Annotated in this window: 15 protein-coding genes and 3 tRNA genes; 16 read left to right on the top strand and 2 right to left on the bottom strand. The window is 73.9% G+C overall.

The genetic code is table 11. The features are described 5' to 3' along the window. Positions 1 to 31 precede the first annotated feature (31 nt). On the bottom strand, positions 32 to 1,144 hold the full coding sequence (locus OH807_RS14595) for a M48 family metallopeptidase (RefSeq protein ID WP_406198501.1): 1,113 nt from the start codon (positions 1,142 to 1,144) through the stop codon (positions 32 to 34). Positions 1,145 to 1,414: 270 nt separating this feature from the next. On the opposite strand from OH807_RS14595, the gene OH807_RS14590 reads away from it, so the two are divergent. The 8 genes from OH807_RS14590 to OH807_RS14555 all read left to right on the top strand — a co-directional run bounded on the left by OH807_RS14590 (position 1,415) and on the right by OH807_RS14555 (position 6,492). Continuing rightward, the gene (locus tag OH807_RS14590; protein WP_406198499.1) at positions 1,415 to 1,561 is read left to right on the top strand and encodes a hypothetical protein; all 147 of its coding nucleotides are present in this window, start codon (positions 1,415 to 1,417) and stop codon (positions 1,559 to 1,561) included. A 219-nt stretch (positions 1,562 to 1,780) separates the two neighbouring features. Continuing rightward, on the top strand, positions 1,781 to 1,939 hold the full coding sequence (locus OH807_RS14585) for a hypothetical protein (RefSeq protein WP_329487613.1): 159 nt from the start codon (positions 1,781 to 1,783) through the stop codon (positions 1,937 to 1,939). Between the two features lie 236 nt (positions 1,940 to 2,175). Continuing rightward, positions 2,176 to 2,808, top strand: a complete 633-nt coding sequence (nadD, locus tag OH807_RS14580; protein ID WP_406198496.1) for a nicotinate-nucleotide adenylyltransferase — start codon at positions 2,176 to 2,178, stop codon at positions 2,806 to 2,808. A gap of 19 nt (positions 2,809 to 2,827) precedes the next feature. Next, positions 2,828 to 4,768, top strand: coding sequence for a LytR C-terminal domain-containing protein (locus OH807_RS14575; RefSeq protein WP_406198494.1), 1,941 nt, complete (start codon positions 2,828 to 2,830; stop codon positions 4,766 to 4,768). Between the two features lie 248 nt (positions 4,769 to 5,016). Further along, positions 5,017 to 5,487: a ribosome silencing factor gene (rsfS, locus tag OH807_RS14570; RefSeq protein WP_406198492.1), complete on the top strand. Its 471-nt coding sequence runs from the start codon at positions 5,017 to 5,019 to the stop codon at positions 5,485 to 5,487. Continuing rightward, positions 5,484 to 6,131 carry a histidine phosphatase family protein gene (locus tag OH807_RS14565; protein WP_406210980.1) on the top strand — a complete coding sequence of 216 codons (648 nt, stop codon included), beginning with the start codon at positions 5,484 to 5,486 and terminating at the stop codon, positions 6,129 to 6,131. Before rsfS ends, OH807_RS14565 begins: the two co-directional genes overlap by 4 nt. 178 nt (positions 6,132 to 6,309) lie before the next feature. Beyond that, positions 6,310 to 6,382 (top strand) — tRNA-Ala (locus OH807_RS14560). Positions 6,383 to 6,419: 37 nt separating this feature from the next. After that, positions 6,420 to 6,492: transfer RNA gene (locus OH807_RS14555), tRNA-Ala, on the top strand. Between the two features lie 160 nt (positions 6,493 to 6,652). Here the strand turns inward: OH807_RS14555 and OH807_RS14550 are convergent. Beyond that, positions 6,653 to 7,678 (bottom strand): helix-turn-helix transcriptional regulator, encoded by a 1,026-nt coding sequence (locus OH807_RS14550; protein ID WP_406198491.1) that lies wholly within the window; start codon positions 7,676 to 7,678, stop codon positions 6,653 to 6,655. Positions 7,679 to 7,779: 101 nt separating this feature from the next. On the opposite strand from OH807_RS14550, the gene OH807_RS14545 reads away from it, so the two are divergent. From OH807_RS14545 to OH807_RS14510, 8 genes are all read left to right on the top strand, one after another. Continuing rightward, positions 7,780 to 9,219 (top strand): MFS transporter, encoded by a 1,440-nt coding sequence (locus OH807_RS14545; protein WP_406198489.1) that lies wholly within the window; start codon positions 7,780 to 7,782, stop codon positions 9,217 to 9,219. Between the two features lie 221 nt (positions 9,220 to 9,440). Further along, positions 9,441 to 9,513 (top strand) — tRNA-Ala (locus OH807_RS14540). Positions 9,514 to 9,693: 180 nt separating this feature from the next. Then, positions 9,694 to 11,115 carry a hypothetical protein gene (locus tag OH807_RS14535; protein WP_406198488.1) on the top strand — a complete coding sequence of 474 codons (1,422 nt, stop codon included), beginning with the start codon at positions 9,694 to 9,696 and terminating at the stop codon, positions 11,113 to 11,115. Between the two features lie 276 nt (positions 11,116 to 11,391). After that, a complete protein-coding gene (gene leuS / locus OH807_RS14530) occupies positions 11,392 to 14,289 on the top strand; it encodes a leucine--tRNA ligase (protein WP_406198487.1) in 2,898 nt (965 codons plus the stop codon). A gap of 364 nt (positions 14,290 to 14,653) precedes the next feature. After that, positions 14,654 to 15,448 carry a hypothetical protein gene (locus tag OH807_RS14525; RefSeq protein ID WP_406198485.1) on the top strand — a complete coding sequence of 265 codons (795 nt, stop codon included), beginning with the start codon at positions 14,654 to 14,656 and terminating at the stop codon, positions 15,446 to 15,448. 191 nt (positions 15,449 to 15,639) lie between these two features. Further along, positions 15,640 to 16,485, top strand: a complete 846-nt coding sequence (locus tag OH807_RS14520; RefSeq protein WP_406198484.1) for a DegV family protein — start codon at positions 15,640 to 15,642, stop codon at positions 16,483 to 16,485. 172 nt (positions 16,486 to 16,657) lie between these two features. After that, positions 16,658 to 17,710: a helix-hairpin-helix domain-containing protein gene (locus tag OH807_RS14515; protein WP_406198482.1), complete on the top strand. Its 1,053-nt coding sequence runs from the start codon at positions 16,658 to 16,660 to the stop codon at positions 17,708 to 17,710. Positions 17,711 to 17,995: 285 nt separating this feature from the next. Continuing rightward, positions 17,996 to 20,542, top strand: a complete 2,547-nt coding sequence (locus OH807_RS14510) for a ComEC/Rec2 family competence protein (RefSeq protein WP_406198480.1) — start codon at positions 17,996 to 17,998, stop codon at positions 20,540 to 20,542. The last annotated feature ends 68 nt before the right edge of the window (positions 20,543 to 20,610 follow it).

Here is a 20,610-nt window from a genome sequence, read left to right as displayed (position 1 = left end):
GCCGGGCGGGGCCGGCTCCTGTCGAACGGGATCAGTCCGCGTCGCGGGACCCGGAGCCGTTGCCGTTGCCGTTGCCCGAGGCGGTGCCGTTGCCGTTGCCCGAGCTGCCGGAGCCGTTGGTGCGGCCGGCGCCGGTGAAGGTGTCGCGCAGCTTGCCGCCGACCGTGGCCGCACCGCCGGCGACGTCCCGGATCAGGCCCATCAGCGGGTCCTTGCTCTCCTTCACCGAGGTCGTGTAGTGGTCGGCGGCGGCCTTCCACTGGTCGCCCACGGAGGTCTCGGCGTCGTCGGTGCGACGCGGGTAGGCACCGGCCAGGACCGAGCGGTACTCGTCGCTCTCCGCCCACTTCTTCAGCTGCGCGACCCGCACCACCGCGAACGGGTGGCTCTGCGGCAGCACCTGGAGCAGCTTGAGCACGCCGTCGCGGAGGTCCCCCGCCTTCTCGTACTCCGCGGCCTGCTCCAGGAACGCGTCGACGTTCATCTCGGCCAGGTTGTGGCCGCCGGCGAGCTTCATCAGGGCCCGCATGGACGCCTGGAGGTCCTGCCCGGCGAGCAGTCCGGCGCGGTCGCTGGAGAGCTCGGCCTTGCGGAACCACTCCTTGAGCGCGGTGACGATCGCCATGATGGCCAGGTTGCCCAGCGGCACCCAGGCGATCCGGGCGGCGATGTTGGTGAGGACCAGCAGCATCGTCCGGTAGACGGCGTGGCCGGACATCGCGTGCCCGACCTCGTGGCCGATGACGGAACGCAGCTCCTCCTCGTCCAGCAGCTCGACCAGGCCGCTGGTGACCACGATGACCGGCGTGTCGATGCCGATGCAGTACGCGTTGACCGTCGGGTCCTGGCTGACGTAGAGCTCCGGGACCTTGTCGAGGTCCAGCACGTACGCGGCGTCGCGCACCATGTTGTACAGCTCGGGGAACTGCCGCTCGGAGGTCTTCACGGCGGTGGCCAGGAACATCAGCCGGATCGAGCGCTCGGAGACGAGGCCGGCGAGCTTCTTCAGCACGTCGTCGAAGCCGGTCAGCTTGCGCAGCGCGACCAGCGCCGAGCGGTCCGCCGGGTGCTCCCAGGCCCGGGTGGAGATCTCCGGGAAGCGCTGGCGGCGCCGGCTGGGGGCCTTCGCGGTGGTGTCGGTCATGGTGTGGGTACCCTCCTGGTCGACGGCGGCCCCGGCCGGTGGCCGGCCCCCGCTGGTGTTCGCCTGCAACGACTGCCTGTGCAACGTCCGTGCCCGCGTACTCGTCCCCGGGCCCCTGCGGCGGCGGCGCGGACGCGACCCGAGGGGGCGGCGCGGACGCACCCCGAGGGGGCGGTGGGCGGCGCGGATGTGAGGCCGGTCTACCCTGAATGTCCTGGAAAGCCGAGACCAGACCTGGCCGCGGTACCGAGCAGTCCGAGGAGCCCGCAGATGTCCACCGACGCCCTTGTCAGCCTGGCCGGCCCGATCTCCACGGAGAACGGTCCGGGGCTCTTCCTGCGGATCATCGTGGTCGCCTCGTTCGTCGGCGTGGGTCTGCTGGCCTGGGTCCTGCTGCGGGCCGGCCGCAACAGCTGAGCCCGTACCGACCGGCCCCCCGTGACCGCCCCTGCGGCGTTCGGCACCTCGCTCGCTCCCGTTCGGCACCCCCTCGCTCCGACCGGTCCGGCTCACGCCGGATCAGACGCAGTGGGCCGCCGAGCGGTTGCGGTGTAACCCCCCGTACGATGACGGGTGGGCCCTCACCGGCCCGTACACCCCCTGGTCCGTCATCCGAGCCGAGAAGGTCCGCCGACCATGAGCACTGCCGCCGCACTTCCCGTCCTGAACCTGCTCGCCTCCGAGGGTGAGGGGGGCAACCACGACAGCCTCAACCCGTACCTGACGGGTGGCGCCGCGCTGTTCATCCTGCTGCTGCTGCTCTACGTGACCACCCGCTTCAACCGGGACCGCTGAGCCGGGCTCCGAGGCTGCTCGGGGAGCGTCCGGCAGCCGCGCCGGCCGCTCCCCCACGCATGTCCGGGGCCGGCCCCGGGCCCGGGGCCCGCGCCGTACGCACCCGGGTTCCGCGAGGTCTGCACCGGGGGACCGCGAGGTCTGCACGGTGGTTCCGCGAGGTCTGCACCGGGCGCCCGCAGGCCCGCACCCGGGCGTTCCCGCACCGTAACGGGCGTCGCGTAAGGTGTGGCGGCATGGGAGAGCAGGCCGGGAGTTCCGGCGGACCGGCACCGGTGAAGAAGCGCCTCGGCGTCATGGGCGGCACCTTCGACCCGATCCACCACGGACACCTGGTCGCCGCCAGCGAGGTGGCGAGCGCGTTCCACCTGGACGAGGTGGTCTTCGTGCCGACCGGGCAGCCCTGGCAGAAGACCGACCGGCACGTCACGCCGGCCGAGGACCGCTACCTGATGACGGTCATCGCCACCGCGGAGAACCCGCAGTTCTCGGTCAGCCGGATCGACATCGACCGCAAGGGCCCGACCTACACCGTCGACACCCTGCGCGACCTGCGCGCCCTGCACCCGGACGCCGACCTCTTCTTCATCACCGGCGCCGACGCGCTCGCCCAGATCCTCTCCTGGCGGGACTCCGAGGAACTCTTCTCGCTCGCCCACTTCATCGGCTGCACCCGGCCGGGGCACACTCTTTCGGACGCCGGACTCCCGGTGGGCGGGGTCTCCCTGGTGGAGGTCCCCGCGCTGGCCATCTCGTCCACGGACTGCCGCAACCGGGTCGCCAAGGGCGAGCCGGTCTGGTACCTCGTCCCGGACGGCGTGGTCCGCTACATCGACAAGCGGGCGCTCTACGCGCCGAACCGGACCTGATCCCCGGAAGGGCCGACGGATGAGCGAGCGCAGGGGACCGCAGGACGACTGGTCCACCGGGCAGTACCCGCAGCACGGGCAGCAGCCGGGTCAGCAGTACGACCAGTACGACCAGTACGGGCAGCCGGTGCAGGGCGGTTACGAGCAGCCGTACGAGCAGCCGTACGAGCAGCCGTACGAGCAGTACGGGCAGTACGACCAGTACGGACAGCCGGTGCAGCAGCCGTACGGGCAGGACGGCTACGGCGCCCACCAGGGCCAGGGCCAGGGTCAGGGGCACACCCAGGGCCAGGTGCAGGAGCAGTACCAGCAGGGCTACCGGCCGTACGAGCAGCCGCAGCCGGGCGGTTACGAGCAGCCGTACGAGCAGCAGCAGTACGACCACTACGGCCAGCCCCTCCCGCAGGCGTACCAGCAGCCGGGCGGCTACGGCGATGGCCGGGGCCAGGGACATACCCAGGGCCAGGTGCAGGAGCAGTACCAGCAGGGCTACCGGCCGTACGAGGAGCCGCAGCAGTACGCCACCGCCCCGCAGCCGGTGGTCACCGGCCCCGAGGCCGAGCCGGCGGCCCCGGCCCCGGCCCCGCCGCGCCCGCGCGCGCCCCGGCCGGCCGCCGCCGAGCCGCCGGTCCGCCCCGAGCCGCCGTCCGAGCAGGTCGGCGGGGGCCGCACGGCCCGGGCCGGCGCCGGTGCCGGCAAGGCGCCCAAGGACTCCTACACCACCGGTGAGTTCACCTTCGTCGACGAGGAGGCGGAGGAGACCGAGGACGTCATCGACTGGCTGAAGTTCGCCGAGTCCCGCAGCGAGGTGCGCGCCGAACGCCGCCGCAGGCTGCGCAGCCGGCTGATCGCCGCCGGCGCGGTGCTGGCCGTCGCGGCCGCCGGCACCGGCGGCTACCTCTGGTTCACCGGCGGGGACAAGCCGAACGCGGCGGCCGCGGCCGGCCCGCGCCAGGTCAACGTGGTGCACCTGCGCGACCTCCAGGGCAAGGTCTCCAGCGCGCTGCTGGTCAACGACGCCGCCGGGCACAAGGGCACCGTGCTGCTGCTGCCAGACACCCTCCGGCTGCCCGGTCCGGCCGACCCGCCGGTCACCACCGTCGGCCAGGCGATGGACGCCATCGGCCCGTCGGCCACCCGGGACGGTCTGACCACCGTGCTGGGAGCCCCGGTGGCGGGCACCTGGCGGCTGGACACCCCCTACCTCGAACTGCTCGTCGCCCAGCTCGGCGGCGTCCGGGTCGACACCAACGCCGAGACCCACGAAGGCGGCAAGCCGGACGGCAAGCTGCTCGCCGCGGCCGGCAAGAACACCCTGCTGAGCGGAAAGGCGGCGGTCGGCTACGCGACGCTGCAGGCGGCGGGCGAGAACCGGGACGCCCAGCTGGCCCGGTTCGGCCAGGTGATGGACGCGGTGGTGCGCACCATGCCGACCGAGTTCAAGGACGCCAAGGACGACGTGCACCGCATGAACGCGGTGCTCGACCCGTCGCTGCCGGAGGACGCGCTGGCCGGCGTGCTCGTCCAGTTGGCCCAGCAGGCCAAGGAGAGCCACCTCGGCACCACCGCGCTGACCGTCAAGCCGGACGGCTCGCTGGACGAGGCGACCGCCGGCAAGCAGGTCAAGGACGTGCTGGGCGGCACCGTGAAGGCCGCCGCCGCCGGCGACACCCCGGCCCGGGTCGCCATCCAGGACGCCACCGGCAACGACCAGTCGGCGGCCGCCGCGCAGGTCCAGGTGGTCAACGCGGGCCTGACGTTCATCCCCGGCGGGGCCAAGGCGACGCCCCAGGCGACCAGTGAGATCCGCTACACCGACGACGCCCGGCAGGCCGCGGCGAAGTCCCTCGCGCTCAGCCTCAACCTGCCGGAGACGGCGGCGAAGAAGGTCACCGACGCGCAGAACGCCGACCTGCTGGTCGTCCTCGGCAAGGACTACCAGCCGCCGAAGGCCCAGTAGCGGGCTGCGGAGCCGCAGGGCGGCCGCAGGCGGGCTGCGGGCGGCTGCGGTGGGCGCGGGGCCGCGGTGGACGGCTGTGGCGGCCGGCTGTCGCGGACGGCGACGAGGTGGCGGCAGGGCCGCGACACGGCGGCAGGGTGGCGGTCCCGGAAAACGGTTCCGGGGCCGCCCGGGCGGCGTGAGATCCTGGAAGGCGATGCCCGGCCACGGCCGGGCTCGCCCCCAAGCCGACGAGCCGGAAGAACATCGTGACCGCCACCGAGCACAGCCAGGAACTCATCAACGTCGCCGCCCAGGCGGCGGCCGACAAGCTGGCGCACAACATCATTGCGTTCGACGTCAGCGAGGTGCTGTCGATCACCGACGCCTTCCTGATCGCCTCCGCGAACAACGACCGCCAGGTCAAGTCGATCGCCGAGGAGATCGAGGACCAGCTGCGCGAGCAGCTGGACATCAAGCCGGTGCGCCGCGAGGGCGAGCGCGACGGCCGCTGGATCCTGCTCGACTACCTGGACATCGTCGTGCACGTCCAGCACGCGGAGGAGCGCTCCTTCTACTCGCTGGACCGCCTCTGGAAGGACTGCCCCGAGCTGCCGCTGCCGGCCGACGCGCTCGCCTCGCGCAACCGCCCCGACGCGCACACCGACGAGGCCGGCAACGCCATCACCCCGGCCGAGGTCGCCCCGGCCGACAACTTCGGCGCCGAGGACTACAGCTGAGCCGGGACGCGCGGGGTCCGCGCATCGTCTTCTGGCGGCACGGCCAGACCTCCTGGAACCTCGAATCGCGGTTCCAGGGCACCACGGACATCGAGCTGACCGGCCAGGGCGTCCTGCAGGCCCAGCGGGCGGCCCGGCTGCTCTCCGGCCTGCGGCCCGACCTGCTGATCTCCTCGGACCTCCAGCGCGCCCGGCGCACCGCCGACGAACTGGCCAGGATCACCGGTCTGGACGTGCAGCACCACGAGGGGCTCCGGGAGACGTACGCCGGCACCTGGCAGGGCCTCACCAACGCCGAGATCCGCGCGCGCTTCCCCGAGGAGTACGCGGCCTGGGCGCAGGGCGAGCCGGTCCGCCGCGGCGGGGGCGAACTCTCCACCGAGGTGGCCGAGCGCTCCGTGCCGGTGGTGCTCGAAGCCGTCGAGAAACTTCCGGAGAACGGCACCCTGGTGGTGGTCAGCCACGGCGGGACCATCCGCACCATGCTCGGACAGCTGCTCGGCCTGGATCCCGCGCTCTGGGAGTGCTTCGGCGGCCTGTCGAACTGCTGCTGGTCCGTCCTGGGCCGGGGCGCGCGCGGCTGGCGCCTGCTGGAGCACAACGCCGGCACCCTGCCCCAGCCGGTGATCGGCGACGACACCTGAGCCGCGCCGGACGGCGGCCCGGGCAGCGCCGGACGGCGCCTCCCGAGCGGTGCCGGCCGGCGGCGGCCGAGTGGTCCACGGGGTGGATTTCGCAGTTCCGGGCCTGACCAGTTAGAGTTTTGCTCGTTCGCACGGAGGGAACGCGGCCCGGAAGGGAAGCGGGAAATCCGGTGAGTGCGGGGCTGTAGCTCAGTTGGTAGAGCGCTTGCATGGCATGCAAGAGGTCCGGGGTTCAATTCCCCGTAGCTCCACTCCGCACCTGCGGTCCGCGAGGACCGTGCGTGTCGCGGGGCTGTAGCTCAGTTGGTAGAGCGCTTGCATGGCATGCAAGAGGTCCGGGGTTCAATTCCCCGTAGCTCCACAGACCGCGAGAAGGCCGTCACCCACCGGGTGGCGGCCTTCCGGCGTTTCGGTCCTCCGGCGTTTCGGTCCTCCGGCGTTTCGGTGCTCCGGCCTTCCGGCGGGTGGCGCCCTCCGGCGGTGGCGTACCCGTGCTGCGGGCGGCCGGGGGCGCCGTACCGTCAGGCCCCGGCGCCGTACTCGTGGCAGGGGTTCAGCCAGCCACCCGGCGGCAGCGTGGCGAGCTCCTCGATCCGCGCGCGGTCCTCCGGGCCCTCCGGCACGTAGACCACCACGTACGTCTCGGGCACCCCGGGCATCGTCAGGTACGAGGCGTTCAGCCGCAGCGCCCCGACCTTCGGGTGCCTGAACACCCGCAGCCACGTCACCGGCGGCGCCACCTCCTGGCGCTCCCACAGCTCCCGGAACAGCTCGCTGCGCGCCGACAGCTTCTGGACGTGCTCCTCCCAGGCCGGCTCGCCCACGTGCTTGCCGTACGCGGAACGCAGCACCGCGACCATCCGCGGCAGCGCCTCGTCCCGGTTCAGGAAGGGGTTGCAGCACGGCGGCGCGAGCAGGGTGCACCAGATGCTGTTGAACTGCCCGCTGTCCGTCCTCATCCGGTTGGTGCCGAACAGCGACTCGTACGGCCGGTTGTACAGCAGCACGTCGAACCGGGTGTTGGAGACCGCGGCCGGCAGCGGCGCCAGCGCGTCGAGGATGACCTGGGTGGACGGGTCCAGCACCGGGGGGTCGGGCTGCGCCGCCAGTGCGGCGGAGGACACCCCGGCGAGCCGGAACAGGTGCTCGCGCTCCGTGCCGTCCAGCCGCAGCGCCCGGGCCACCGCCAGCAGCACCTGCTCGCTGGCGTTGATCGGCCGCCCCTGCTCCAGCCACGTGTACCAGGTGACCCCGACCCCGGCGAGCTGCGCCACCTCCTCGCGGCGCAACCCCGGAGTGCGGCGGCGCAGCCCCGGCGGCAGGCCGACGTCCTCCGGGGTCACCCGGGCCCGGCAGGCCTTCAGGAACCTGGCCAGCTCGGTCCGGCGGCGGTCCCTGTGGTCCCTGCGGTCCTTTCGGTCCGCGGGGGTCGTGAGGTCCATGTCCGCCTTGAGGCCCGTGTGATTGTCGGGGTCCTTGAGGGCCGGGTGGTTCTTGCGGCGCGCCGGGGTGCGGGCGGTGTGGCCGATGTCGTCCAGGACGGTCATCACGCCATCGTGCCGCAGACCCCGGACCGCAAACAGGTGCTGCCGGTACCAGGATCACCAGGCTCTAACCACCAGTACCGGGCAGCGGCGAGGCTGGACGCATGACGGACCTTCAGACCCGGCCCGCCGCGGTCGGCAGCGGTACCCCGACCCGGGCGGTACGACCCGGACTGCTCCTCGCCCTCGTTCTCTGCGGCCAGTTCATGGCCATCCTCGACGTCTCGATCGTCAACGTCGCCGTCCCGACCATCCGCACCGACCTGCACGCCTCCGGCGCCGCACTCCAGATGGTCATCGCCGGCTACACCATCGCCTACGCGGTGCTGCTGATCACCGGCGCCCGGCTGGGCGCCCGCCACGGCTACAGCCGGCTGTTCCAGGCCGGCCTGGCCGCCTTCACCGCCGCTTCGCTGGCCTGCGGCCTCGCCCCGGCCACCGGCTGGCTGATCGCCTTCCGGCTGCTCCAGGGTGCCGGCTCGGCGCTGATGGTGCCCCAGGTGATGAGCCTGCTGCAGCGGACCTTCACCGGCACGGCCCGGACCCGCGCACTCGGGCTCTACTCGGGCGTGCTGGCCGGCGGCATGGCGATCGGCCAGGTGCTCGGCGGGGTGCTGGTCGACGCCGACCTGTTCGGGACGGGCTGGCGCCCGGTCTTCCTGGTCAACGTGCCGATCGGCCTGGCCCTGCTGGCCGCCGGCGCCCGGCTATTGCCGCGCCTGCCCGGCGACCGGGACCGCGGCTTCGACCTGCCGGGCCTGGTGGTGCTCGGCGCGGCCCTGGGCCTGCTGGTGGTGCCGCTGGTGCTCGGCCACGAACTGGGCTGGCCCGTCTGGGGCTGGGCGATGCTCGCCGCCAGCGCGGTGCTGTTCGGCCTGTTCGTGGTGGTGGAGCGGCGGATCGCCCGGCGCGGCGGCAGCCCGCTGATCTCCGGCCGCGTCCTGGCGGCGCCCGGGCTGCGTCCGGCGGCCGGCGCGATCTTCATGATCATGGCGGCCTTCGCGGGATTCCTGTTCGCCTTCGCCCTGCACCAGCAGGCCGGCCTCGGACACGACGCCCTGCGGGCCGGCCTCTGCTCGGCCCCGGTCGCGATCGGCTTCGGCCTCTCCAGCCTGCGCTGGCACCGGCTGCCCGGCCGGCTGCACGGCGTCCTGCCGCTGCTGGCCGCCGCCCTGCTCGCCCCCGGCTACCTGTCGCTCGGCGTGCTGCTGGGCGACGGTGCGGAGATCGGCACGATGGCGCTGGTGCTGATGACGGTGCTCGGGCTGATCGCGGGCTGCTCGTACTCGCCGCTGTTCGCCCGGGCGCTGGCCGGGGTGGCCCAGGCCGATGCGGCGGACGCCAGCGGGGTGATGGTGACGGTCGTCCAGTTCGGCCAGGTGGTCGGGGTGGCGGTGCTCGGCTCGGTCTTCCTCGGTGCCACCGACCTCCCGTCGACGGCCCGCGACTCCGGGCACGCGCTGCTGGTGACCACGGTCGTGATCGCCGGGGCCATCGCGGTCGCCGCGGTCTTCGCCGCCCGTGCCCGGCGCTCGGCCGGGTAGCGGCCCGGGCGCCGGGCCGGCGGGGGGCGGTGCGGCGCGCGGGGCGCAGGGGCGGGGCGACGGGGCCCGGGGGTGGGGGTGCGCGTGGGGCGGTGAGCCGTGCTTGGCCGCTGCCGGAGGTACCTCCGGTAACGGATTCGTGGAGCACCCCTTCGAGCGTGTAAAGTAGTCGATGTCGCCGAGGGAAACCGAAGGAAACCTCCGGTGACAACGCAGGTCGAGGGGCTGTAGCTCAGTTGGTAGAGCGCTTGCATGGCATGCAAGAGGTCCGGGGTTCAATTCCCCGTAGCTCCACAGGAATCGAAGGCCGTCTCCCGTACAGGGAGGCGGCCTTCGGCGTTTCCGTGGTTCGTGGTTCGTGTGTCGCGGGTTGCCGGGTTGCCGGGTCGGTGGCCGGAGCGGTGGCCGGTGTCGGGCGGCCCGTTTTCGGGAAGCGCTCGGCAGCCGCCCCCGGCCGGCCGCTACCGTCGTGCCATGGCCGATCTGGAGCGCAGACGAAACGAGGAGCTGGCCCGGATACTGCACCAGCTGGGCTGGAACCCGGAGCGCCTCGCCCGCGAAGTGAACCTCACCCTCCCGCCCGGCCTGGCGATCAGCTCCACCGCCCCGTACAAGTGGCGCGACCGGGGCATGGTGCCGCGCAGCCCGCACGACCAGGCCGTCTGCGAGGTGCTCGGCCGCACCCTCGGCATCGCCGTCACCTACGAGCAGCTGTGGGGCCGGATGGGCGGCAACCGGGGCGCCAAGATCCTCTCGCCGCACCTGCTCACCGACGCGTGGACGGCCGACACCGCGCAGACCGCGCTGCGCGAGGCCGCCACCGACGCCGGTCCGGTCCGCCTCACCGACCTGTTCCGCGGCGCCGACCTCGACGGGGCCGCCCGGCGGCTGGCCACCCCGCCGCCGGCGGTCGGCGGTGGCGAGGGCGCGTTGCGGATCGACCCCGGCCTGGTCGGCGACCTCCGGCTCTCCCACCGGAGCAAGCTGCGCCTGGAGCGCGCCTGTGGCGGCGGGCTGGTGCTCGGCGCGGCCCGCGCCGAACTGGCCCTGGTCGCGAAGCTGTTGGAGCTCGGTGAGTACGACGAGCAGCTCGGCCGCGCGCTCTACGGCACGGCCGCCCGGTTCGCCCGGCTGGCCGGCTGGGCCGCGTACGACCTCGGCCACGAGGCGGCCGCCCAGCGGGCCTTCGTGGCCGCGCTGCGGGCCGCGCACGTCAGCGGGGACCGGCGGCTCGGCGTGGGCGTGGTCGGCTCCCTGGTGGTGCTGGCCACCCAGAGCGCCGGCGGGCGGGGGCTGGACGCGGTCGGCGCGCTCGTCGGGGCGCTGGAGGCGGCCGGGGACGCACTCGGCCCGGCCGACCGGGCGCTCCAGCTCGGGCGGATCGCCCGGGCGTACGGACGGCGGGGTGAGCCCGACCTCGTGCGGGCGGCGGCCGAGCGGGCCTTCGCGGAGCTGGGCGCGGTCGGGGAGCCGGGCGCGGCCGGGGCGGTCGGGGCGGTCGGGGAACCGGGCGAGGCCGGGGAGCCGGGCGTCGTCGGGGAGGCGGGGCAGGCGGGGCAGGTGGTGGCGCAGGCGGAGCCCGCCGGGGCGGGGGAGGCGTGGGCGGACCTCGCGGGCATGGTGGGGGAGGGGTACCTGTTTCTCGGCGACCACCGGCAGGCCCGTCCGCTGCTCGCGCGGGCGGTCGCCGGTCTCGGCCCCGGCCGGGCCCGGGCCAGGGCCCTGCTGATGGTCCGGCTGGCCGACTCCCAGTGCCGCGCCGGCCGTCACCGGGAGGCCGCCGCCACCGCCGACCGGGCCCGGGCGCTGGCCGCCGGCATGCAGTCCGAGCGGGTCGCCCGGGCACTGCGCGACTTCGACGCGGCCTCCCGCGCGGTATTGCCGGGAGAGGCCTGATGCCCTTGCGGTACCCTGAGCCCATGCGAACCGTGCGCCTGCTCCTTAGCCGGCCGCGCTGACCAGGACCGGCCCCGCTCTCGGGCGGCTGTCGGAGTCGGCGTGGCACCCCCTCCTGCGAGGGGCTTTTTTGTTTTCCACCGCCTTTCCGCAACCGCCCGGCCGCTCCGGCCGCCCCCGGCCGTCCGCAGCCGGGACCCGTTCGGTCACCTGCCCGGTCACCTGTCCGGTCACCGGCCCGGTTCGCCAACTGACATCGATGGAGCCCGAAGGACCATGAGCGAGACGACCCCTGCTTCCGGCGCGGCCGAGGCCGCAACCGAGCCGTTCCGGTACAGCGCCAACCTGGCGGCGGAGATCGAGTCCCGCTGGCAGGACATCTGGGAGAAGGAGGGGACCTTCCAGGCCCCCAACCCGGTCGGTGACCTGGCCGATCCGGCCGCCGGCGACGTCGCCGCGAGGCCGCACAGCTTCATCATGGACATGTTCCCGTACCCCTCGGGCGCGGGCCTGCACGTCGGCCACCCGCTGGGCTACATCGCCACCGACGTCTACGCCCGCTACCAGCGGATGACCGGCCACAACGTGCTGCACACGCTGGGCTACGACGCCTTCGGCCTGCCCGCCGAGCAGCACGCCGTCGCCACCGGCCAGCACCCGCGGATCACCACCGAGGCGGCCATGGTCAACATGCGCCGCCAGCTGCGCCGCCTGGGCCTGGGCCACGACCCGCGTCGCTCGATCGCCACGATCGACCCGGAGTACTACCGCTGGACCCAGTGGATCTTCCTGCAGATCTTCAACTCCTGGTTCGACCAGGAGGCCGGCAAGGCCCGTCCGATCACCGAGCTGATCGCCCAGTTCGAGTCCGGCACCCGCGCGACCCCCGACGGCCGTGCCTGGGAGTCGCTGACCGCCGCCGAGCGTGACGAGGCGCTGGGCGAGTACCGGCTGGCCTACGCCAAGGAGGTGCCGGTCAACTGGTGCCCCGGCCTGGGCACCGTGCTGGCCAACGAGGAGGTCACCGCGGACGGCCGCTCCGAGCGCGGCAACTTCCCGGTGTTCAAGTCCAACCTGCGCCAGTGGATGATGCGGATCACCGCCTACTCGGACCGGCTGATCTCCGATCTGGACATGCTGGACTGGCCCGAGGCCATCAAGCTGCAGCAGCGCAACTGGATCGGCCGCTCCGAGGGCGCCCGGGTCGACTTCGCGGTCGGCTCCGACGAGAAGATCACCGTCTTCACCACCCGCCCCGACACCCTGTTCGGCGCCACCTACATGGTGCTGGCCCCCGAGCACGGCCTGGTCGACTCGATCGTCCCCGCCGCCTGGCCCGCCGGCACCAAGGAGGAGTGGACCGGCGGTGCCGCCACCCCCGCCGAGGCCGTCGCCGCCTACCGGGCCACCGCCGCCGCCAAGTCGGACGTCGAGCGCCAGGTCGAGGCCAAGGTCAAGACCGGCGTCTTCACCGGCGCCCACGCGGTCAACCCGGTCAGCGGCGAGCCCGTCCCGGTCTTCATCGCCGACTACGTGCTGATGGGCTACGGCACCGGCGCCATCATGGCCGTCCCCGCCCACGACCACCGCGACTTCGCCTTCGCGCGCGCCTTCGGCCTGCCGATGCGCTGCGTCGTCCGGCCGACCGACGGCCGCAGCGCCGACCCGGCGCAGTGGGACGACGCGTTCGACACCTACGACTCGGTGATCGTCAACTCGGCGCACGACGCGGGCACCCCGGACGGCATCTCGCTGGACGGCCTGGGCGTCGTCGACGCCAAGGCCGCCGTCACCGCCTGGCTGAGCGAGCACGGCATCGGCGAGGGCACCGTCAACTACCGCCTGCGCGACTGGCTGTTCAGCCGCCAGCGGTACTGGGGCGAGCCCTTCCCGATCGTCTACGACGAGGACGGCGTGATGCACGCGCTGCCCGAGTCGATGCTGCCGGTCGAGGTCCCCGAGGTGGAGGACTACTCGCCGCACACCTACGACCCGTTCGACTCCACCTCCTCGCCGAAGACCCCGCTGTCGCGCAACGAGGCCTGGGTCAACGTCGAGCTGGACCTGGGCGACGGCCCGAAGACCTACCGCCGCGAGACCAACACCATGCCCAACTGGGCCGGTTCGTGCTGGTACGAGCTGCGCTACATCGACCCGACCAACGGCTCGCGCGTCGTCGACCCCGCCAACGAGAAGTACTGGCTGGGCCCGACCGAGCAGAAGCCGGCCGGCGGCGCCGACCTGTACGTCGGCGGTGCCGAGCACGCCGTGCTGCACCTGCTGTACGCCCGGTTCTGGCACAAGGTGCTGCACGACCTGGGCCACGTCGCCTCGGTCGAGCCGTTCCACAAGCTGTTCAACCAGGGCATGATCACCGCGGACGTCTACCGTGACGAGCGGGGCTTCCCGGTGCCCGCCACCGAGGTCGAGGAGCGCGACGGCGGCTACGTCTGGCAGGGCGAGCCGGTCAAGCGCGAGGCCGGCAAGATGGGCAAGTCCCTGAAGAACGCCGTCGCCCCCGACGAGATCGCCGACGAGTACGGCGCCGACACGCTGCGCCTGTACGAGATGTCGATGGGCCCGCTGGACGTCTCCCGCCCCTGGGACACCCGCGCGGTGGTCGGCTCGTACCGCTTCCTGCAGCGGCTGTGGCGCAACGTCGTCTCGGAGTCGACCGGCGAGCTGGTCGTCACGGACGAGGAGCCCGACGAGGCGACGCTGCGCGCGCTGCACAAGGCCGTCGACGGCATCCGCGGCGACATGGCCGGGCTGCGCTTCAACACGGCCGTCGCCAAGGCGATCGAGCTGAACAACTTCCTGGTGAAGCGCGGTTCCACGCCGCGCGCGGTGGCCGAGCAGCTGGTGCTGATCGTCGCCCCGCTGGCCCCGCACATCGCCGAGGAGCTGTGGCGCCGGCTGGGCCACGGCGAGTCGCTGGCGCACACCGACTACCCGGTGGCCGACCCGGCGTACGTCGTGGACGAGACGGTGACCTGCGTCGTGCAGATCAAGGGCAAGGTCAAGGCCCGGCTGGAGGTCGCGCCGTCGATCTCCGACGCCGAGCTGGAGGCGCTGGCGCTGGCCGACCCGGCGGTCGTCGCCGCGATCGGGGACGCGCCGGTGCGCAAGGTGATCGCGCGGGCGCCGAAGCTGGTGAACATCGTCACCGGCTGACACGGCTGACGGCTGAGTGCCGGTAGGCGCCGGAAGTCACGGTGCCGGAGCGTACGGGCGGGCGTCCTTCGGGGCGCCCGCCCTGCTTCGTACGCCCTGTTTCGTACGCCCTCCTCGTACGCCCTCCTTCGGACGGGAGTGGTGGGTGTACCGGGCGGGCCGCCGGATGGCGGGCCGGGCGGGCCGGGTGGGCTGCGGGCCGGGCTTCTTCTGGGGGAGATCCCCGATCTGTCCCTGATCTCGGCGGCGGAGCCCCTTTTGCCCTGCCCCCGGGAGCGGTCCGGCCGTTACGGTGGAACTGTCGGTGGTTCGGTCCGCGTTGGGGCCGGTAGGGGCTGGTTCGGCTGGCGGAAGGTGGCTCGTGATGGACGTGCTCGGCGTGATGGTCGGCCTGGCCCTGCTCTTCGGGATCGCGATGGTGGCGCTGGTCGTCGTCGGCGTCGTCAAGGCGGCGCGGTCGGTCGGCGAGAAGATGGAGCGCCACGAGGCCAATGCCCGGCGCGCTGTGGAGAACGCCGCGCTCAAGGCGAAGACCTTCACCAAGCCCGGCCCGCAGGGTCAGATCTCGGCCGTCCGGCTCCGGCTGCGGACCTCGCTCGACGGCACCCGCCAGGTCCTGGAGAGCGGGCTGGCCCAGGACGGCCAGCTCGGCGAGTCGCTCGCCCTGCTGCGGCGGCTGGACGCCCACGCGACGGAACTGGACGGCGAGCTGCGGATCCTGGAGCGCGAGCCGGACGCCGGGCGGATCGCCGCCAAGCTGCCCGAACTGCGCGAGCGGGCCGAGCGGATCACCCACTCCGCCGAAACCATGCGCTGGGCCGCCCAGGACCGCATGCACCGCTTCGCGGACGACGAGCTGAGCCGGCTCAGCCAGGAGTGCGAGAGCGAGGCCGGGGCGCTCAGGCACTGGGACGCGTCGGGGAACGCCGTCCCGGGGGGTGCCGGGCCCGCCGCCGGGGCCTTCAACGGGGCCTCGGGAGCTTCGGGTGCGCCCGGGGCCGCCTCGGGTGCGGCGGCCGGCCGGGAGCACGCGCAGCGGGCCGGGCTGACCGACGGGAAGGGGCGGCCGAGCGCCGAGGAGCTGCTGGGCCTGGCCGATCCGCTGGTGCGGCTGGCGGACCGGCTGCGGAAGCCGTCGACCGGATCGTCCGCGGGCTGACCGACCGGCTGCGTCCGCCGTCCGGTGCATCCGGTACATCCGCTAGGTCGGTCCGGGGTCGGTTCGGGGTCGGTCCGCGGCCGGTCCGTTCGGCCGGTCCCGGTGGGGTGGGCGTACGGAGCGTACGGACCCCGTGGCCGCCCCGGTTCGGGCGCTGTCATCCACGGCGGGTGCGGGGTAACCTCCGCCTCATGCCCGCCGACCTCGCGCTTGTCACCGACTCCACGGCCTATTTGCCACAGGAGACCCTCGACCGCCACGGCATCACCGTGGTCCCGCTGAGCGTCGCGGTCGGTGACACGGTGTTCGCCGAGGGCCTGGAGATCTCCCCCAAGGATGTGGCCGAGGCGCTTCGGGGCAAGGAGCGGGTGACCACCTCGCGGCCCAACCCCGAGACCTTCGCCGCCGCCTACCGGGCGGCCGCCGACGCGGGCGCCCGGGAGATCGTCTCGGTGCACATCTCCGGTGAGCTGTCCGGCACGGTCGAGGCGGCCCGGCTCGCGGCGGGCGAGGCGCCCGTCCCGGTGCACGTGGTGGACAGCCGGCTGGTCGGTATGGCCCTCGGGTACGGCGTCCTGGCGGCGGCCGAGGCGATCGCGGCGGGTCGGGAGGCGGCCGAGGCGGCCGCGGCGGCCACCCGGCGGACCGGGCTGACCAGCGGATTCTTCTACGTGGACACGCTTGAGTACCTGCGGCGCGGCGGCCGGATCGGCGCGGCGCGGGCGCTGCTCGGGTCGGCCCTGGCGGTGAAGCCGCTGCTGCACCTGGACGGCGGGCGGATCGAACCGCTGGAGAAGGTGCGGACGGCGTCCCGGGCGATCGCCCGGCTGGAGGAGATCGCGGTCGAGCGGGCGGCGGAGCTGGAGGTGGACGTCACCGTTCACCACCTTGCGGCGGAGGAGCGGGCCGAGCCGCTCGCGGAGCGGCTGCGGCGGCGGATCCCCGGGCTGCGGGAGCTCTACGTGGGTGAGGTCGGCGCGGTGATCGGTGCGCACGTCGGGCCCGGACTGCTGGCGGTGGTGGTCTCACCGCGGTGAGGCGCGGCCGCCCGAGCCGGCGCTCCGGGTGACCGGTCCGGGTGACCGGTGGTCAACTTCGATGTGCTCGAATCCCTCGTACGGGTGACCTGATTTATCCACAACCCCCGGGTTTTCCACAGGGTTTAGCTGAATCTCCCCGCCGCGCCCGGCGGCTCCTACCATGCTCGGCATGACGAGCCTGAAGTTCGGCGCGACGAGGCGCCAGGAGATCAGCGACACTGCCCGCCTGCGCATGGCGGTCCTGCTGCCGGCCGGGGCCGGACCGGCCGACGGGCCAGTCGAAGGGCCGGTCGAAGGGCCGGTTGGGGGAGCGGCGGAGGGAGCGGTCGGCCCGGCTGAGGGTCTGGCCGACGGGGCCGCCGGTGCGGACGGGCCTTCGACCACCGGTGGGTCGGCCCGGCCGGTGCGCCGACCGTCGCCCGGACCACTCGCCGAGGCGGCTCGACCGGAGCTGCCGTTCGGCACGGTGGTGGGTGACGACGAGACCGGTGACAGCGTGGTGCGCGCGCAGCCGGTCCGGTCCGGACTCCGGTTCGGACCGGCGGTGATGCTCGACCGGCGGGCGGTCCTGGGGCTGGTCGTCCTGCTGCTGCTCGCGGTCGGCTACGGCGTGCAGCACTTCTGGCTGGCCCGGCCGCGGCCGGTCGAGGTGCCCGCGGTGGCAGGCGCCCCCGTGGAGCCGGGAGTGAGCGGCCCGGCGCCGTCGGAGCCCGGCGCCGGCCCCGGGCCCCCGGGCGCGGGCGGTGCAAGTGGCGCCGGCACCGCGAGTGGACCGGAGGCGAGCCCCGTGGTGGTGGTCGACATCGGCGGCCGGGTGCACTCGCCCGGCGTCCACACCCTGCCCGGCGGCTCCCGGGTGGCGGACGCGCTCCGGGTGGCGGGTGGCCCGCTGCCCGAGACCGATACCAAGAACCTCAACCTGGCCAGGGTGCTGGCGGACGGCGAGCAGATCCTGGTCGGCGAGTCCGCCGCGCCGCCGGTGGGCGGGGCAGGCACCGGCGCCGGCCCGGCCGCGGCGTCTGCACCGAGACAACCGGTCAGTCTGAACCACGCCACCCTCGAACAGCTCGACACTCTCCCGGGCGTCGGCCCGACGCTCGCCCAGCGCATCCTTGCGTTCCGCGTCTCCCACGGATCGTTCCGCGCGCTGGACCAGCTCCGGCAGGTGAGCGGCATCGGCGAGCGGACGTACGCGGAGATCAAACCGATGCTCACACTCTGACCGGTGGCCGATCGCCGGTCGCCGGTGAGCCGTCGGCCACCGGCCCGGACCGTCAACCACGTGGTACAGAGCCTGACTTGTGCCGCCCTGCCCGCTGCTCCGGCCCGCCGATTCGCTGTTGCCCTGCTGTCCCACTGCCCCCGTTGCCTCACTGCCGCGTAGACCTCACTGAAGGGAGGTGCCGTCATCGCCGCCACCGCCGTCCCCGCCACTCGTCCGTCCTCAAGTCCGCCGCCCACCGGGGATCTTCGGCTCCTCCTCCCTGCTCTCGCCGCGTGGGTCGTCATGGCGGCCGTTCTCGGTCCGGCCGCGGGGCACGCCCTCCTGCTGCTCACAGTGGCGGGTGCGGCCGTGCTCGTCGCCGTCCTCCTGCTCGTCCGCCCGGGCGTGCGCCGTCGCCGCGGCAGCGCTGTGACGGTTGCCGCGGTACTGCTGACCGGTGCGGCGGCCACCGCCGTGACACTGCTGCACACTTCCGACCTCCGCCGGGGCCCGCTGCCGGCGCTGACCCAGGTCGCGGGGCCCGCCCCCGAGGTGGGCGTCGAGCTGACGGTCACCGCGGACCCGCGTACCCGGACTTCCCGGACCAGGGGGACGGCTGCGGGGCAGGCCGTCCTCACCGTGGAGGCCGTGGTGGACCGGATCACCGTGACGGCCGGCCCCGGATCCGGTCCGGGCGCCGGGGCGACCGGCACGCGGACCCCGGTGACGGTCCTGGTGCGCGGGCCGGACATCGACCGGTGGCAGGGGCTTCTCCCGTCGGCCAGGGTGGCCGTGGAGGCCGACGTCCGTCCGGCGGGGGAGGGACACGACGACTCGGCCGCGCTGCTGATCGCGCACGGGCCGCCCCGGGAGCTGGCGCCCGCGAGCCTGCCGCAACGCGTCGCCGGCCGGCTCCGGGCAGGTCTGAGGTCGGCAAGCGACGGGCTCCCGCCGGACGCGCGCGGGCTGCTGCCGGGCCTGGTCGTCGGGGACACCTCCCGTCTGCCCGGCGATCTCCTGGAAGCGTTCCGGGCCACCGACATGGCCCATCTGGTCGCGGTGAGCGGCGCCAACCTGGCGATCGTCCTCGGTGTTCTGCTCGGCGCACCCGGGCAGGCCGGTACGGCCGAACGGCGCGGCCTGGCAGCCTTGTTCGGGCTGTCGCTGCGCACCACCGCGTTCGTCGGGGCGGCGGTCACCCTGGCCTTCGTCACCGTCTCCCGCCCGGAACCCAGCGTCCTGCGGGCGGCCGGCACGGGGCTCATCGGCCTGCTGGCCCTGGCCACCGGGCGCCCGCGCCAGGCGGTGCCGGCGCTCTCCGGCACCGTCCTGATCCTGGTCCTCCTCGATCCCCGGCTGGCACGCTCCTTCGGCTTCCTGCTCTCGGTGCTGGCCACCACCGGTCTGCTGGTCCTCGGCCCGCACTGGGCCCGGGCGCTGAAGGCCCGCGGCTGGCCGAACCACCTGGCGGGCGCACTAGGGGCGACGGCCGCGGCGCAGGCGCTCTGCGCCCCGGTGACGGTGGTGCTGTCCGGGCACATCAGCCTGGTCGCCGTCCCGTGCAACCTGCTGGCCGAACTCGCGGTGGCCCCGGCGACGCTGCTCGGCTGCGCGGTGCTGGTACTGGAGCCGCTCTTCCCGGCCCCGGCCCGGATGTTCGCGGAGGTGGCGGGCCTCCCGGTCGGCTGGCTGGCCGCTGTGGCCCGGCACGGTGCCGAACTGCCGGGCGGCCGGCTGTCCTGGCCCGGCGGACCGCTCGGCACGGTGACGCTCGCCCTGGCCACTGTCGCGGTGTGCTGGACGGTTCCGCTGCTGCTGCCGCGCAGTGGTGGGGCCACCGGCTCCCGCAGGGGCGGTGCCTGGATCAGACCCCTGGTGGCGGGCTTCCTCCTCCTGGTTCTGCTGGCCGTGCTGCTGCGGCCGCCGGTGCTCGCACGGCTGGCGACCGGCTGGCCACCCGAGGGCTGGCGGTTGGTCATGTGCGACGTGGGCCAGGGCGACATGGTGGTGATGCCCGTGCTCCCGGAGGGTGGTGGCCGGCCGGACAGCGCGGTGGTGGTCGACGCCGGACCGGATCCGCAGGCGGCGGACCGCTGTCTGCGCGATCTGGGGATCACCCGGGTGCCGTTGCTGGTGGTGACGCATTTCCACGCGGATCACGTGGAGGGTGTGCCGGGGGTGTTGCGCGGGCGAGCGGTGGGCGCGATCGAGGGGACGACGGTGGACGACCCGCCCGGTGAGGCGGCCCGGGTGTCCGGGTGGGCGGCGGCAGCAGGGGTCCCGCTGCTGCGGGCCCGCCGGGGTGAGCGGCGGGAGGCCGGAGGTGGACTCTCCTGGCAGGTGGTCTGGCCGGAGGCCCGGCTTCCCGTGGAGGCGTCCGGTGCCAACAACGCGAGCGTCGCGCTGCTGGTGACGCTCGCGGGAGGGCTGCGGCTGGCGCTGCTGGGAGATCTCGAACCGCCGGCCCAGTCGGCACTGCTGGAGAGGTGGGGAGGTGGCGTCAGGGTGGACGTGCTGAAGGTGGCCCATCACGGTTCGGCGCACCAGGACTGGGCGTTGACCGCGGCGTTGGGCCCACGACTGGCGCTGATCTCCTGCGGGGAGGGCAATCCGTACGGTCATCCGTCGGCGCGGACGGTGGATCACCTGCGCTCTCTCGGCGCCACGGTGCTGCGTACGGACCGGACCGGGGACATCGCCGTGATCGGCGACACCCCGGCCCGGCTTGCCGCAGCGGTGCACCCGCATGTCCCCCAGCATCTCGCCGGCCGGCCGGCTAGGCAGCTGCCCGGCCCTCGTGCCGTCGACCCGGTCCACTCGCCCGGCGCCCCGCGCGCCCCGCCGATCTGAGCAGCGCCCCGCTCACCTGTTCTCTCTCCCCGGTGGGGAGGAGGGGAAGGGGAGGGAGGGCGAGGGGG

Origin of the sequence: Kitasatospora sp. NBC_01560, from assembly GCF_045208415.1 — a bacterium.
Classification (GTDB): Bacteria; Actinomycetota; Actinomycetes; order Streptomycetales; family Streptomycetaceae; genus Kitasatospora.
The sequence above is the reverse complement of the archived record's forward strand: the minus strand, read 5'-3'. Positions and strand labels throughout refer to the sequence as shown.

What these genes read in the sequence shown, in the direction of transcription:
- OH807_RS14595 (WP_406198501.1), bottom strand. Translation starts at nt 1,144, where the DNA reads ATGACCGACACCACCGCGAAGGCCCCCAGCCGGCGCCGCCAGCGCTTC.
- OH807_RS14590 (WP_406198499.1), top strand. Translation starts at nt 1,415, where the DNA reads ATGTCCACCGACGCCCTTGTCAGCCTGGCCGGCCCGATCTCCACGGAG.
- OH807_RS14585 (WP_329487613.1), top strand. Translation starts at nt 1,781, where the DNA reads ATGAGCACTGCCGCCGCACTTCCCGTCCTGAACCTGCTCGCCTCCGAG.
- nadD (WP_406198496.1), top strand. Translation starts at nt 2,176, where the DNA reads ATGGGAGAGCAGGCCGGGAGTTCCGGCGGACCGGCACCGGTGAAGAAG.
- OH807_RS14575 (WP_406198494.1), top strand. Translation starts at nt 2,828, where the DNA reads ATGAGCGAGCGCAGGGGACCGCAGGACGACTGGTCCACCGGGCAGTAC.
- OH807_RS14550 (WP_406198491.1), bottom strand. Translation starts at nt 7,678, where the DNA reads ATGACCGTCCTGGACGACATCGGCCACACCGCCCGCACCCCGGCGCGC.
- OH807_RS14545 (WP_406198489.1), top strand. Translation starts at nt 7,780, where the DNA reads ATGACGGACCTTCAGACCCGGCCCGCCGCGGTCGGCAGCGGTACCCCG.
- OH807_RS14535 (WP_406198488.1), top strand. Translation starts at nt 9,694, where the DNA reads ATGGCCGATCTGGAGCGCAGACGAAACGAGGAGCTGGCCCGGATACTG.
- leuS (WP_406198487.1), top strand. Translation starts at nt 11,392, where the DNA reads ATGAGCGAGACGACCCCTGCTTCCGGCGCGGCCGAGGCCGCAACCGAG.
- OH807_RS14525 (WP_406198485.1), top strand. Translation starts at nt 14,654, where the DNA reads ATGGACGTGCTCGGCGTGATGGTCGGCCTGGCCCTGCTCTTCGGGATC.
- OH807_RS14520 (WP_406198484.1), top strand. Translation starts at nt 15,640, where the DNA reads ATGCCCGCCGACCTCGCGCTTGTCACCGACTCCACGGCCTATTTGCCA.
- OH807_RS14515 (WP_406198482.1), top strand. Translation starts at nt 16,658, where the DNA reads ATGACGAGCCTGAAGTTCGGCGCGACGAGGCGCCAGGAGATCAGCGAC.
- OH807_RS14510 (WP_406198480.1), top strand. Translation starts at nt 17,996, where the DNA reads ATGGCGGCCGTTCTCGGTCCGGCCGCGGGGCACGCCCTCCTGCTGCTC.